Source organism: Janthinobacterium rivuli, assembly GCF_029690045.1.
Classification (GTDB): Bacteria; Pseudomonadota; Gammaproteobacteria; order Burkholderiales; family Burkholderiaceae_D; genus Janthinobacterium; species Janthinobacterium rivuli.
On record NZ_CP121464.1, the window covers coordinates 133,209 to 146,265 of the forward strand.

16 protein-coding genes are annotated in these 13,057 nt (G+C 61.9%); all 16 read right to left on the reverse strand.

Annotated features, from left to right (window positions below; translation table 11 throughout):
• Positions 1–32 precede the first annotated feature (32 nt).
• On the reverse strand, positions 33–671 hold the full coding sequence (hisH, locus tag P9875_RS00570) for an imidazole glycerol phosphate synthase subunit HisH (protein ID WP_080753288.1): 639 nt from the start codon (positions 669–671) through the stop codon (positions 33–35).
• 38 nt (positions 672–709) lie between these two features.
• Entirely contained in the window at positions 710–1,300 is a 591-nt protein-coding gene (gene hisB / locus P9875_RS00575; RefSeq protein WP_010402123.1) for an imidazoleglycerol-phosphate dehydratase HisB, read from the reverse strand.
• Between the two features lie 19 nt (positions 1,301–1,319).
• A complete protein-coding gene (gene hisC, locus P9875_RS00580) occupies positions 1,320–2,414 on the reverse strand; it encodes a histidinol-phosphate transaminase (RefSeq protein ID WP_278317319.1) in 1,095 nt (364 codons plus the stop codon).
• Between the two features lie 22 nt (positions 2,415–2,436).
• A complete protein-coding gene (locus tag P9875_RS00585; protein ID WP_278317320.1) occupies positions 2,437–3,360 on the reverse strand; it encodes a DNA-methyltransferase in 924 nt (307 codons plus the stop codon).
• Positions 3,357–4,682, reverse strand: a complete 1,326-nt coding sequence (hisD, locus tag P9875_RS00590) for a histidinol dehydrogenase (RefSeq protein ID WP_278317321.1) — start codon at positions 4,680–4,682, stop codon at positions 3,357–3,359. Before hisD ends, P9875_RS00585 begins: the two co-directional genes overlap by 4 nt.
• Before the next feature lie 26 nt (positions 4,683–4,708).
• Positions 4,709–5,389 (reverse strand): ATP phosphoribosyltransferase, encoded by a 681-nt coding sequence (hisG, locus tag P9875_RS00595; protein ID WP_099761528.1) that lies wholly within the window; start codon positions 5,387–5,389, stop codon positions 4,709–4,711.
• 12 nt (positions 5,390–5,401) lie between these two features.
• A complete protein-coding gene (gene murA / locus P9875_RS00600; RefSeq protein ID WP_035823107.1) occupies positions 5,402–6,652 on the reverse strand; it encodes a UDP-N-acetylglucosamine 1-carboxyvinyltransferase in 1,251 nt (416 codons plus the stop codon).
• Between the two features lie 4 nt (positions 6,653–6,656).
• The gene (locus P9875_RS00605; RefSeq protein WP_034753824.1) at positions 6,657–6,893 is read right to left on the reverse strand and encodes a BolA family protein; all 237 of its coding nucleotides are present in this window, start codon (positions 6,891–6,893) and stop codon (positions 6,657–6,659) included.
• Between the two features lie 70 nt (positions 6,894–6,963).
• Positions 6,964–7,725: an ABC transporter permease gene (locus tag P9875_RS00610; protein WP_034753822.1), complete on the reverse strand. Its 762-nt coding sequence runs from the start codon at positions 7,723–7,725 to the stop codon at positions 6,964–6,966.
• The gene (locus P9875_RS00615; RefSeq protein WP_035823109.1) at positions 7,722–8,639 is read right to left on the reverse strand and encodes an ABC transporter ATP-binding protein; all 918 of its coding nucleotides are present in this window, start codon (positions 8,637–8,639) and stop codon (positions 7,722–7,724) included. Before P9875_RS00615 ends, P9875_RS00610 begins: the two co-directional genes overlap by 4 nt.
• Positions 8,640–8,850: 211 nt before the next feature.
• Positions 8,851–9,207 (reverse strand): STAS domain-containing protein, encoded by a 357-nt coding sequence (locus tag P9875_RS00620; protein WP_225243873.1) that lies wholly within the window; start codon positions 9,205–9,207, stop codon positions 8,851–8,853.
• Positions 9,208–9,259: 52 nt separating this feature from the next.
• The gene (locus P9875_RS00625) at positions 9,260–9,895 is read right to left on the reverse strand and encodes an MlaC/ttg2D family ABC transporter substrate-binding protein (protein ID WP_278317322.1); all 636 of its coding nucleotides are present in this window, start codon (positions 9,893–9,895) and stop codon (positions 9,260–9,262) included.
• A 71-nt stretch (positions 9,896–9,966) separates the two neighbouring features.
• Entirely contained in the window at positions 9,967–10,848 is an 882-nt protein-coding gene (locus tag P9875_RS00630; RefSeq protein ID WP_035823117.1) for an MlaA family lipoprotein, read from the reverse strand.
• Positions 10,845–11,315, reverse strand: a complete 471-nt coding sequence (mlaD, locus tag P9875_RS00635) for an outer membrane lipid asymmetry maintenance protein MlaD (protein WP_034753810.1) — start codon at positions 11,313–11,315, stop codon at positions 10,845–10,847. Before mlaD ends, P9875_RS00630 begins: the two co-directional genes overlap by 4 nt.
• An 80-nt stretch (positions 11,316–11,395) precedes the next feature.
• A complete protein-coding gene (gene mlaE / locus P9875_RS00640; RefSeq protein ID WP_035823119.1) occupies positions 11,396–12,178 on the reverse strand; it encodes a lipid asymmetry maintenance ABC transporter permease subunit MlaE in 783 nt (260 codons plus the stop codon).
• Positions 12,175–12,984, reverse strand: coding sequence for an ABC transporter ATP-binding protein (locus P9875_RS00645; protein ID WP_278317323.1), 810 nt, complete (start codon positions 12,982–12,984; stop codon positions 12,175–12,177). The genes mlaE and P9875_RS00645 overlap by 4 nt, the downstream gene beginning before the upstream one ends.
• Positions 12,985–13,057 lie beyond the last annotated feature (73 nt).

The following is a 13,057-nucleotide window of genomic DNA, read 5'->3' on the forward strand; positions in this document are numbered from 1 at the left end:
TGAAAGGCGGACAAAAAGCCGGAGAGCTAACGTTAAGGTTGCCAGTGAACGAAGTTCTTGTACAGCTGCAAGCCAGCGGCAGCGCTTTTTTCAGGGTGAAACTGTGTCGCGAAAATATTATCACGGGCGACGGCGCAGGCGAACGGCGCGCCATAGACAGTCTCGCCCACCGTGTGCGCCGCCTCTTGAGGTTGAGCAAAATAACTGTGCACAAAGTAAAAATACGCGTTGTCGGCGATGCCATCCCACATGACATGGGACGCCGTTTGCCGCACTTGGTTCCAGCCCATTTGCGGCACCTTGAAGCGCGAGCCGTCTTCCTGCACCTGGCCGTCGAGCTGGAAACGCACGACTTTGCCTGGCAGCAAGCCCAGACCGGCCGCATTGCCTTCTTCGCTGCCGTCGAACAGCATTTGCTCGCCGATGCACACGCCCAGCACGGGCTTGCTGTCGGCGGCGCGCAGCAGCGCTTCAAGCACGCCCGATTCGCGCAGGCTGCGCATGCAGTCGGGCATGGCGCCCTGGCCCGGCAAGACGATGCGGTCGGCGCTGTCGATGTCTTCCACAGTGCCGGAAATGCGCACGTCGGCTTCCGGCGCCACGGCGCGCAAGGCCTGCGCCACCGAGCGCAAATTGCCCATGCCGTAATCCACCACCACAATTTTATTCATGTTTGATCCCGGAATCTACAATATAGCGAGAGCGGCGCTTACAGGCTGCCCTTGGTCGATGGAATGATGCCGGCCGCGCGCTCGTCGAGCTCGGCAGCCATGCGCAGCGCGCGGCCAAAGGCCTTGAACACGGTTTCGCATTGATGGTGGGCATTCGTGCCGCGCAGGTTGTCGATATGCAAGGTCACGCCCGCATGGTTGACGAAGCCGCGGAAAAATTCCAGGGTCAGGTCGACGTCGAAGCCGGCGATCATGGCGCGCGTAAACGGGATATGGTATTCGATGCCCGGGCGACCCGAGAAATCGAGCACCACGCGCGACAGCGCCTCGTCCAGCGGCACATACGCGTGGCCGTAGCGGCGGATGCCCTTCTTGTCGCCGATGGCCTTGGCCACGGCCATGCCCAGCGTGATGCCCACGTCTTCCACCGTATGGTGGTTGTCGATATGCACGTCGCCCGTCGCTTCGATATCGAGGTCGATCAAGCCGTGGCGGGCGATCTGGTCCAGCATATGGTCGAGGAAGGGCACGCCGGTATTGAGCTTTTGCTGGCCCGTGCCGTCCAGGTTGAGGGCGACGCGAACTTGCGTCTCATTGGTGTTGCGCGTGATTTCTGCGGTGCGGTTCATGGGAGGCTCTGGCGGTAGGCTAAACGAGGGATGCCTTGAAGGCATCGTAAAAAAGGGAATTTTCTTCCGGGGTGCTGACGCTGATGCGCAGGCAATTGGCCAACGCAGCATGCATTTTACTCATATTTTTAATTAAAACCCTGCGGGCAAGCAGTTTTGCGCAAACATCGTCGGAATCCGCCACACGAATCAGAAGAAAATTTGCCTTCGAGGGGAATACCGTCACGCCCGGCAACTCTGCCAGACGCAGCGCCAATGCATCGCGCGCGCTGTTGAGCAAGTCCGCCTGGGCATTCAACACGTCGATGTGATCGAGCGCGAATTCGGCCGCCGCCTGCGTCAATACATTCACATTGTATGGCGGGCGCACTTTTTCAAATTGCGCCAGCAGGGCCGGCTCGGCCGACATGTAGCCGAGGCGGATGCCGGCCAGGCCCAGTTTCGACACGGTGCGCATCACCACCAGGTTTTCAAATTCAGGCAAGCGGCCCATGAAACTGTGCTGCGCGAACGGCTCGTACGCTTCGTCGACGACGGCGATGCCCGTGTCGCCAAGCGCGGCGAGGATGCGCTCGATGTCGGCAGTGGCAAACAGGTTGCCCGTCGGGTTGTTTGGATACGCGAGAAACACCAGCGCCGGGCGATGCTGTTCAATCGCCGCCAGCATGGCCGGCATGTCCAGGCTGAAGTCGGCCTGCAAAGGCACGCCGACGAAATCCATGCCGGCAAACTGCGCCGAGCGTGCATACATGACGAAGGCGGGCACGGGCGCCAGCAACACGGCGCGCTTGCCCGGCTCCTGGTGGGCGCACGCCATGGCCAGGATGGAAATGAGTTCATCGGAGCCATTGCCCAGCATGACGTCATAGCCGGCGGGCACGCCCAGCTTGGCGCAGATGGCCGCCTGCAGGCTGGCGTAAGACGGCGGATAGCGGTTCAGCGCCACGCCGGCCAGGCGCGCGCCCAGCTCCTCGCGCAGATGCTGCGGCAGCGGATACGGGTTTTCCATCGCATCGAGTTTGATGTAACCGCTGGCATCGGCGACCTGGTAGCTTTTGACGGCCCGCACATCGGCGCGCACGGTGTTGCTGATTAACTGATCGAGGAAAGACATGCTGCAAACACTCCTGATGAAATTAAATGACGACGTCTTCCGGCACGCTAGCGCTGCGCGCCTTGCGGGCCGGCGTTTTTTTCACGGCGGGCGGCTTTTTGGCAGCCGCCGGCTTTTTCGCTGCCGCCCTGACGGGCTTGGGCGCGGCCAATGTGGCCGGTTCGGCCAGCTCCTGCGTCAATGCCGCCAGCCGTTGTTCGATGATGGCGCAGTAGTCGGGATTCAGTTCAAAGCCGACGAAATCGCGCCCGCAGCGCTTCGCTGCCAGGGCCGTGGTGCCGCTGCCCATGAACAGGTCGAGCACCACGCCGCCGGGCGGGCACGACGCCTTCACCATGCGCTCGATGATTTCAAGCGGCTTTTGCGTCGGGTGGTCGGCCCGTTCCGGGTGTTCCTTGTGCAGGCGCGACACGCTCCACAAGTCTTTCGGGTTGTAGCCCACTTCCAGCCATTTCGCGCCGATGAAGATCGAGCGCGAACGGGCTTTCTTGGTGGCCGCGTCGTAGGCGATGCGCACCGCATCAAGGTCGAAGTAGTAATCCTTGCGCTTGACGAAAAAGCCGATGGTGTCGTGCACCGATGAAAAGCTGCGCACGCTGCCGCCCATGGACGGCACGCGGCGGTCCCAGATGATTTCATTCATCATGGCCATGCGCTGTTTCAGCATGACGAAGATCTCCGGCGAATAGCGCCAGGTCAAAAAAATATACAGGCTGCCGTTGGCCTTCAGCTTGGGCAGCGCCGCATCGATCCACTCTTCCGTCCAGCGCAGGTAGTCGGCCACGGACTGCTGGTCCGAGGCATTGCCGTAATCCTTGCCCAGGTTGTACGGCGGATCCGTCAGGATCAGGTCCACCGAGCCATCGGGAATGCGCGCCAGTCCCGCCAGCGCATCTTCGCAATAGACCCGGTTGACCCAGTCCGGCTGCTCCGCCAACTTCGTCATGGCTGCGGCTTCAGGCGCAGTTCGGCGCTGCGCGCGTGCGCTTGCAAGCCTTCGCCATACGCCAGCGTGGCGGCGACACGGCCCAGGGTTTGCGCGCCCGCTTCGCTGACGTGAATGATGGACGAGCGCTTCTGGAAATCGTACACGCCCAGCGGCGACGAGAAACGCGCCGTGCGCGAGGTCGGCAGCACGTGATTGGGACCGCAGCAATAGTCGCCCAGCGATTCGGACGAGAAGCGGCCGAGGAACATGGCGCCCGCGTGGCGGATCCGCTCGGCCCACTGCTGCGGGTTGTCCGCCGAGATTTCCAGGTGTTCCGCGGCGATGCTGTTGGCGATCTCGCACGCTTCTTCCATGCTGCGCACCTTGATCAGGGCGCCGCGGTCGGCCAGCGAGGTGCTGATGGTGGCCTGGCGCGGCATCGTCGGCAGCAGCTTGGCGATGCTCTCTTCGACTTGCGCGATGTAATCGGCGTCAGGGCACAGCAGAATCGCCTGCGCCAGTTCGTCGTGCTCGGCCTGCGAAAACAGGTCCATCGCCACCCAGTCAGGGTCCGTGGTGCCGTCGCACAGCACCAGAATTTCCGATGGCCCGGCGATCATGTCGATGCCGACGATGCCGAACACGCGGCGCTTGGCGGCGGCCACATAGGCATTGCCGGGACCGACGATTTTATCCACGGCGGCGATCGTCTGCGTGCCATACGCCAGGGCGCCGACAGCTTGCGCGCCGCCGATGGTGATCACGCGCGTCACGCCGGCGATTGCGGCGGCGGCCAGCACCATCTGGTTTTTCACGCCGTCCGGCGTCGGCACCACCATGATAATCTCGCCCACGCCCGCCACGTGCGCGGGAATGGCGTTCATCAGCACGGACGATGGATACGCTGCCTTGCCGCCCGGGACGTAGATGCCGACCCGGTCCAGCGGCGTAATTTTTTGCCCCAGCACCGTGCCATCGGGCTCGGTGTAGCTAAAACCGCGCAATTCCTCGCGCTGGCGTTCGTGGAAGGCGCGGATGCGCTGCGCGGCGATCTGCAGCGCCTCGCGCTGGGCCGACGGCAAGCCGTTCAGGGCCGCCTGCAATTCGGCTTGCGAAATATCGAAGGCCGCCATTTCCGCCGCGCCGCCATGCGGGATGCGGTCGAAACGGTTGGTGTATTCCAGTACGGCGGCGTCGCCGCGCGTTTTCACATCGGCCAGGATTTTTGCGACCGACGTTTCAATCGCCGCATCGGTGCCCGCCTCGAACGCCAGCAAGGTGTCGAGCGATTGTTGGAAACCATCCTGGCTTGAATCGAGCTTGCGTATCTGTATCGGCATAATCGGCTTTCTGCTACTGAATAAGTCTAGGCTTGCGAATTAGTTTGCGAAGCACGTTCAAACGCCTCGATGATCGGCTGCAAGCGCTCGCGCTTGAGTTTTAACGCCGCCTGGTTGACCACCAGGCGCGACGAAATTTCCATGATGTGCTCGACCTCGACGAGGTTGTTCGCACGCAAGGTGCTGCCCGTGCTGACCAGGTCGACGATGGCGTCGGACAGGCCGACCAAAGGCGCCAGCTCCATCGAGCCATACAGCTTGATCAGGTCGACGTGCACGCCTTTGGCGGCGAAATGCTCGCGCGCCGTGTGCACGAACTTGGTCGCCACGCGCAAGCGCGCGCCCTGATGCACGGCCTTTTCGTAGTCAAAACCGGCCTGCACCGCCACCGACATGCGGCAGGAAGCGATATTCAGGTCGATCGGCTGGTACAGGCCTTCGCCGCCGTGTTCGAGCAAGACATCCTTGCCCGCCACACCGAAGTCGGCCGCGCCGTACTGCACGTAGGTCGGCACGTCGCTGGCGCGCACGATGATGACGCGCACGTTCGGATCGTTGGTGGCCAAAATCAGCTTGCGCGAGGTCTCCGGGTTTTCCAGCACCTTGATGCCGGCCGCTTCCAGCAGCGGCATGGTGTCCTCAAAAATGCGGCCTTTCGAGAGCGCCAGAATCAGCTGGGAGCTGTCACCGTTATTCGATCCGTTCATGCTCGTTCCTTGTTATTTGATGCGTACGATGTTGGCGCCCACGGCCGACAATTTCACTTCCATGCGGTCGTAGCCGCGGTCGAGGTGATAGATGCGGTCGATCAGGGTTTCGCCATCGGCGGCCAGGGCCGCGATCACCAGCGACGCCGAAGCGCGCAGGTCGGTCGCCATCACGGGCGCGCCGCGCAGCTGCTTGACGCCGGCGATGATGGCCGTGTTGCCCTCGATGGTGATGTCGGCGCCCAGGCGGTTCATTTCCTGCACGTGCATGAAGCGGTTCTCGAAAATCGTCTCGGTGACGCGGCTGGCGCCATTCGCGATGGTGTTCACGGCCATGAACTGCGCCTGCATGTCGGTCGGGAAGCCCGGGTATTCCGTCGTACGGAAGCTGACGGGGTTCGGACGGGCCGACATCTCGGCGCGGATCCAGTCGGCGCCGAAGGTCATCGTCAGGCCCATGGCGCGCAGCTTGTCGAGCGCCGCGTCGAGGATATCGGTGCGCACGTTGCGCAAGGTGATATCGCCGCCGGTGGCCGCCACGGCGCACAGGAAGGTGCCCGTTTCGATACGGTCGGCGATCACCGCGTGCGAAGCGCCGTGCAAGGCATCCACGCCCTGGATCACCAGGCGGCTGGTGCCGATGCCGTCGATCTTCGCGCCCATGGCCACCAGCAGGTGCGCCAGGTCGGTTACTTCCGGTTCGCAGGCGGCGTTTTCCAGGATGGTCTCGCCTTCGGCCAGGGTCGCGGCCATCAGCAGATTCTCGGTGCCGGTGACGGTGATCATGTCGGTGACGATGCGCGCGCCTTTGAGCTTGGCGCACTTGGCGTAGATGTAGCCCGCTTCGATGCGGATCTCGGCGCCCAGCGCTTCCAGGCCCTTGATGTGCTGGTCGACGGGACGCGAACCGATGGCGCAGCCGCCCGGCAAGGACACCTTGGCTTCGCCGAAGCGCGCCAGCAGGGGGCCGAGCACGAGGATCGAGGCGCGCATGGTTTTCACCAGCTCATACGGCGCTTCCAGGGTATCGATGGCGCTGCCGTTGAGGAGCACGCGGTCGCCGTCCTGCTGCACTTTCAGGCCCGTCTGGCCCAGCAGTTTCAGCATGGTGGCCACGTCGTGCAGGTGCGGCACGTTCGTCAGGTCCAGGTCGCCCGCGGTCAGCAGGCCCGCGCACAGGATGGGCAGGGCGGCGTTCTTCGCGCCGGAGATGGCGATGTCGCCGTTCAGGCGGTTGCCGCCGTTGATGAGGAGCTTGTCCATGTGCTTATCCTTGGAATTCTTCAGGTGTCAGGGTTTTCATCGACAGCGCGTGGATTTCTTCGCGCATGCGGTCGCCCAGCGCCGCGTAGACGATCTGGTGACGCTGGATCAAACGCTTGCCGGCAAACGCGGGCGAGACGATCACGGCCTGGAAGTGCTGGCCATCGCCCTCCACTTCGAGGTGCGTGCATTCGAGGCCGGCCGACAGATAGCCGTGGATCAGTTCTGGAGTGGTGGTCACGATAAGTCCTTGATATTGAATAATGTAGTGATGTGATGTGCCGCAATCAACGGCGCAATTAATAAGGTAATTAATGACGCAAACGATAGCCGCTCTTCAGCAGGCGGATCGACGCCAGCGCCAGAATCACGAGGAAGCCGGCGACGATGGACAAACTAAGCCACGGGCTGACGTCGGACACGCCGAAGAAGCCGTAGCGGAAGCCATCGATCATGTAAAAGAAGGGGTTCAGATGCGATACCGTCTGCCAGAAGGCGGGCAGCGAATGGATCGAATAGAACACGCCCGACAAAAAGGTGGCCGGCATGATCAGGAAGTTCTGGAAGGCGGCCAGCTGGTCGAATTTTTCGGCCCAGATGCCGGCGATCAGGCCCATGGTGCCCAGCATGGCGGCGCCGAGGAAGGCGAAGACGACGATCCACAGCGGCGCGACAAACGACAGGTCGGCGAACCAGCACGTGATGGCGAACACGCCAAAGCCCACGGCCAGGCCGCGCGCGACGGAAGCAAGTACGTACGCCGAGAAAATTTCCCAGTGCGACAAGGGCGTGAGCAGCACGAACACCAGGTTACCCGTGATCTTGGACTGGATCAGCGAGGACGAGGAATTGGCGAACGCGTTTTGCAGCACGCTCATCATCACCAGGCCGGGAATCAGAAAGGCCGTGTAGCTGACGCCGGGGCTCGGCTCCACGCGGCCGTCGAGCACATGGCCGAACACCAGCAGGTACAGCATCGACGTGAGCACGGGCGCGGCCACGGTTTGCGTCGCCACTTTCCAGAAGCGCAGCGTCTCTTTGTAGACGAGGGTGCGAAATCCTGTCGAAATCATACGGTACCTTTATCCATGATCTGCAAGAAGATATCTTCCAGGTCGGCTTGTTGCAATTGCATTTCGTCGATTTCGGCGCCCGCTTCACGCAGGCGGGCGAGGATTTTTTCGACTTCGCTGTATTCGTTGACGCGCAGGCTGAATTTGTTCGGCGCCTGCTGTTCTTCCGGGTGCAGCACCAGGTGCCGCAGGTCGGCCGGCAGGCTGCCGTTTTTGAGATGCACCTGCAGCTGCGAGCCGGCGATGCGGCGGATCAGGGCCGACATGGTGTCGAGCGCCACCACCTTGCCGGTTTTCAGCATGGCCACGCGCTGGCACATGGCTTGCGCCTCTTCCAGGTAGTGGGTGGTTAGCACGACCGTGTGGCCGCCTTCGCGGTTCAGGCGCGAGATGAACTTCCACAGGGTCTGGCGCAGTTCCACGTCGACGCCGGCCGTCGGCTCATCGAGCACGATGACGGGCGGCTTGTGCACCAGCGCCTGCGCCACGAGCACGCGGCGCTTCATGCCGCCGGACAGCGCGCGCATATTCGTGTCGGCCTTGCCTGTGAGGTCGAGGTTTTCCATGACCTCGTCGATCCACTTGTCGTTGTTCGGCAAGCCAAAGTAACCGGATTGCAGGCGCAGGGTTTCGCGCACGGTGAAAAACGGATCGAACACCAGCTCCTGCGGCACCACGCCCAGGTTGCGGCGCGCGTTGCGGAAGTCCGTGACGACATCGTGGCCATGGATCTTGACGGTGCCCGCGTCGGGGCGTATCAGGCCGGCGATGATGGAAATGAGGGTGGTCTTGCCGGCGCCATTCGGGCCAAGCAGGCCAAAGAATTCGCCTTCCTCGATGGCCAGCGACACGCCGCCCAGCGCCTTGAGCGATTTATAGCTCTTTTCTACATTCGTGATTTGAATTGCGGTCATGTGCTTGTTTCAAGTGTAATGCGTCTGGTGTGATGCGCCAGTTGCCGGAGACATCCAGGCCGGCAGGCCGGTGCAGGACGCCGCCTTCAGGCGAGGACGGCGCAACAGTCAATTATAGTTGGAAAATTCGTGGAACACTTGGAGATCAATCCGGCGGCGCTGCTGGCCTGCCGGCTTGAAAGCTACTGCTGATGCGGGGAGTGGGACAGGATCAATGATGATGCAGGTCGGACGGGCTGCGTTCGGCGTGGCCGCCGGCGCTGGCGCAGTCGTCGGCGCTCAGGGTGCTCAGGGTGCTCGAGACGAGCGAGCACACGCCATACAGCTTGGTGAGGTTTTTCAGGTTGTTCGGCAGGTTTTTCAGCTCCAGCACGGCGCCGGCATCCTGCGCGGCGCGTTGCCACGTCAGCATGACGGAGACGGCTGCCGAATCGACGGCCTTGACGTTGCGCAAGTCAAACTTCGTCTGGCCCGAGCGGATGGCGTCCAGACCCTGCTCCAATGCCGAAGTGGCATTGTGCACGGTCAGGGAAGTCAGGGACTGCAAGGTGTCGAGAGAGTCGGGCATGGCGTCGGGCTGCGCTGGTCTGGAACTGGGTCAGGAGCTATATGATAGCCGATTATTTGGCTTTGGCAGCGGGACGGCTGGCCAGGGCCTTGTTTTTTGCCGACAAAGTCTTGATCAGGCCATCGATGCCGCCCTTGCTGATCTCGCTGGCAAAGCTGCTTTTGTACGTTTCCACCAGCCACGCGCCCAGCACGTTGATGTCATAGATCTTCCAGCCGGCCGGGGTTTTCGCCACGCGGTAGTTCAAGGGCACGGGTTCGCCGCGCGCCACGTTCACCTGCGAGCGCACTTCCACTTCCGTATCGCTAGGATCGGCGCGCAGCGGCTTGAATTCCACGGTTTCGTTCTTGATCTGCGACAGGGCGCCCGAGTACGTGTAGATCAGCAGGGTGCGAAATTCCGCGGCCAGCTGCTTTTGCTGGTCGGGCGTGGCATCGCGCCAGTGGCGGCCGGCGGCCAGGGCCGTCATGCGCTGGAAATCCACGTACGGCAAGATCTTGCTTTCCACCAATTCGGTGACGCGCTTGATATCGCCAGCCTGGATGGCCTTGTCGGACTTGGCCGTGTCGATCACGTCCTGGCTGATGCGCTTGACCAACACGTCCGGCGCTTCCACGGCGGGGGCGGCCTGGGCGGCGGTGGCAAAGGCGATGGTGGCCATCGCCAGCAGTTGTTTCATCAATTTCATGGTTCTACCTTTCATGGTGTTGCTATGCACCGGCTGGCGTTGATCGCAGCCGTGGTGTTCTTGAATCCAGTTTACTCCTGCGGCCTGGCTTCGGAGGCAACGGTATTGCTACCAGATGTTACGAGGTCCGCTGGCGCCACCGCCGCGGCGGCCGTGGCTGCAGGCGCGTCATTGGCAGGCTGCGGTTTTGGCTCGTACTCGGGCTCGTAGTCGCTGCTGTCGTTTTTTGGCACTTTGCGGTCGCGGCGGTCCGTATCGCCATCGAACACCTTGCTTTCGCGCGCCTGCAGGAAGCCGTCGCGGATGAATTCATAACGGTCCAGCGCGGCCGCTTCCATCAAATTGGTCGCGTCGAGCAGCGCGGCGCGCTTGTCGACCACGCGCGTCACCGTGCCGATATTGCGCACATAGGCCGGATCCTTGTAGCGCCATGGGTCGCCCGCGATATCGAGCGGCAGGGCCGCCGTGTCGCGCACGGTCGATGGGCCCAGCAGCGGCAGCATCACGTACGGACCAGACTGCACGCCATACCAGCCCAGGGTCTGGCCAAAGTCTTCGTTATGCTTGGGAATGCCGGCCTGCGACGCGATGTCGATCAGGCCGAAGATGCCGAAGGTCGAGTTCATGCTGACGCGCACGACGTCTTGCAAGCCCGCCTCACCCTTGCCTTGCAGCAAGTTATTCATGGCGCTCCACACATCGGACAAGTTGCCGAAGAAGTTGCCCACGCCCGTTTGCACGAACGAGGGCGTCACCTTCTTGTAGGCCGTGGCGACCGGCTTCAGGGCCACCTGGTCAACGGTGTCGTTGAACTTGAACATGGCGCGGTTGTACCCTTCCAGCGGGTCGCGCGGATTGGTGCCGGTGGCGCAAGCGCTTACGCTGGCGGCGATGGCCAGGGCCAGGCCGATACGCGCCAGGCTGCCTTGGGATTGTTTGGTCGACTCGCTCATTTGCTGTCCTTTCCTTCCGCTGCCTTGCTGTAGATGAACTGATTGATCAGGTCTTCCAGCACTGTGGCCGATTGAGTACGGGCGATCTTGTCGCCCTCTGCCAGGTTCGCCAGATCGCCGCCTGCTTCCAGGCCGATATATTGCTCACCCAGCAAACCGGCCGTCAAAATCTTGGCCGAGCTGTCTTTCGGAAATTTGTAGCCATCTTCAATGTCGAGTTTCACCAGCGCCTGGTAAGTCTTGTCGTCAAAGACGATTTCCGAGACCCTGCCCACCACCACGCCAGCACCCTTGACGGGCGCCTGCGGCTTGAGGCCGCCAATATTGTCGAACTTGGCACTAATGGTATACGTCTTGCTGAAAGACAGCGAGCTCATATTGCCGGCCTTGAGCGCCAGAAACATCAATGCCGCCACACCGAGCAAGACGAACAAGCCGACCCAGACATCCAAAGATTTACGTTGCATAAACAATCCTAAATAATTTTTACTTGCCGCCACCTGCGCAGAACACTGCCCAGGCCGATAATTTTGTCGCCTATCGGCAATTACTTGCTAAACATCAAAGCCGTCATCATGAAATCGAGCCACCACACCATCAACGACGAAATGACCACCGTGCGCGTGGTGGCGCCGGAGACGTCTTCCGGCGTCGGCTGTGCCTGATACCCCTGGAACAGCGCGATGAAGGTCACCGCGATGCCGAACACCAGGCTCTTGATGGTGCCATTGCCCACTTCTTTCCAGACATCCACGCCGCCTTGCATCTGCGACCAGAACGAGCCTTCATCGACGCCGATCAGCACCACGCCGACCAGGTAGCTGCCGACGATGCCGACGGCCGTGAAGATGGCGCCCAGGATCGGCATGGCGATCACGCCGGCCCAAAAACGGGGCGCCAGCACGCGCTGGATCGGATTGACGGCCATCATTTCCATGGCCGACAACTGCTCGCCCGCCTTCATCAGGCCGATTTCCGCCGTCAGCGAGGTGCCGGCACGGCCGGCGAACAGCAGCGCCGTCACGACGGGGCCCAGTTCGCGCGTCAGGGACAGCGCCACCAGCAAGCCCAGCGACTGCTCGGCGCCGTACGTGGTCAAGGTGTAATAGCCTTGCAAACCCAGCACCATGCCGACGAACAGGCCGGAAACGGCGGTAATCACCAGCGAGCGGTTACCGATAAAAAACAGTTGCTCAATCACCAGGCGCGGACGGCGCCACAGGCCGCCCGACGAGGCGATGATGATAAAAAACGAGCGCACGGCAAAGCCGAGGTCTTGTACCGAACGACGCAACCACGCTCCGATCGCCGCCAGGAAACGCGCGATCATCGGCCGGCCCCCGTCTGCAGACCCAGGTCGTCGGCCAGCGACTTGCCCGGATAGTGGAAGGGAACGGGGCCATCGGCCTCGGCATTGACGAACTGCTTGACGTAGGGATGCGTCGACACGGCCATCTCGGCCGGCGTGCCGTGCGCCACGATCTTGCCCGATGACAGAAAATAGACGTAATCAGCGATGGCGAAACACTCCTTCACATCGTGCGATACCAGGATAGACGTGGAGCCCAGCGCATCGTTCAAATTGCGGATCAAATTGGCCGTCACGCCCATGGAAATCGGGTCCAGGCCGGCGAACGGCTCGTCGTACATGATCAGTTCGGGGTCGAGCGCGATGGCGCGCGCCAGCGCGACGCGGCGGCCCATGCCGCCCGAGATCTCGGCCGGCTTCAATTGCGCCGCATTGCGCAGTCCCACGGCGTGCAGCTTCATCAACACCAGGGTGCGGATCAGCTCTTCATTCAAGTCCGTGTGTTCGCGCAGAGGGAACGCCACGTTCTCGAACGCCGTCAAGTCCGTAAACAGGGCGCCGTGCTGGAACAGCATGCCCATCTTGCGGCGCAGCTGGTATAGCTCGTCGGTTCCCAAGGTATGCACGATCTGGCCGTCCACATTCACGGAACCGGAACTGGGGCGCAACTGCCCGCCGATCAGGCGCAGTACGGTCGTCTTGCCACTGCCGGAGCCACCCATGACGGCCACAACTTTTCCACGTGGGAAATCCATTTGAAGGCCCGATAAAATCGAACGTTCTCCATAGGCAAAGTGTAAATCACGGATCTCAACAAGATTTGGCACGACGAAGCTCACTATTTTAATGGCGTATTGTAGTGCAGAAACGCCAACCTCTGCTGAGACACCCCTTGGGACA

Excerpts from the sequence above, each read along its gene's own strand:
- hisH (WP_080753288.1), bottom strand. The coding sequence starts at position 671 with ATGAATAAAATTGTGGTGGTGGATTACGGCATGGGCAATTTGCGCTCG.
- murA (WP_035823107.1), bottom strand. The coding sequence starts at position 6,652 with ATGGACAAGCTCCTCATCAACGGCGGCAACCGCCTGAACGGCGACATC.
- hisD (WP_278317321.1), bottom strand. The coding sequence starts at position 4,682 with ATGCCGATACAGATACGCAAGCTCGATTCAAGCCAGGATGGTTTCCAA.
- mlaD (WP_034753810.1), bottom strand. The coding sequence starts at position 11,315 with ATGCAACGTAAATCTTTGGATGTCTGGGTCGGCTTGTTCGTCTTGCTC.
- P9875_RS00585 (WP_278317320.1), bottom strand. The coding sequence starts at position 3,360 with ATGACGAAGTTGGCGGAGCAGCCGGACTGGGTCAACCGGGTCTATTGC.
- P9875_RS00630 (WP_035823117.1), bottom strand. The coding sequence starts at position 10,848 with ATGAGCGAGTCGACCAAACAATCCCAAGGCAGCCTGGCGCGTATCGGC.
- P9875_RS00610 (WP_034753822.1), bottom strand. The coding sequence starts at position 7,725 with ATGATTTCGACAGGATTTCGCACCCTCGTCTACAAAGAGACGCTGCGC.
- hisG (WP_099761528.1), bottom strand. The coding sequence starts at position 5,389 with ATGAACGGATCGAATAACGGTGACAGCTCCCAGCTGATTCTGGCGCTC.
- P9875_RS00625 (WP_278317322.1), bottom strand. The coding sequence starts at position 9,895 with ATGAAATTGATGAAACAACTGCTGGCGATGGCCACCATCGCCTTTGCC.
- P9875_RS00615 (WP_035823109.1), bottom strand. The coding sequence starts at position 8,639 with ATGACCGCAATTCAAATCACGAATGTAGAAAAGAGCTATAAATCGCTC.
- hisC (WP_278317319.1), bottom strand. The coding sequence starts at position 2,414 with ATGTCTTTCCTCGATCAGTTAATCAGCAACACCGTGCGCGCCGATGTG.
- mlaE (WP_035823119.1), bottom strand. The coding sequence starts at position 12,178 with ATGATCGCGCGTTTCCTGGCGGCGATCGGAGCGTGGTTGCGTCGTTCG.
- hisB (WP_010402123.1), bottom strand. The coding sequence starts at position 1,300 with ATGAACCGCACCGCAGAAATCACGCGCAACACCAATGAGACGCAAGTT.
- P9875_RS00620 (WP_225243873.1), bottom strand. The coding sequence starts at position 9,207 with ATGCCCGACTCTCTCGACACCTTGCAGTCCCTGACTTCCCTGACCGTG.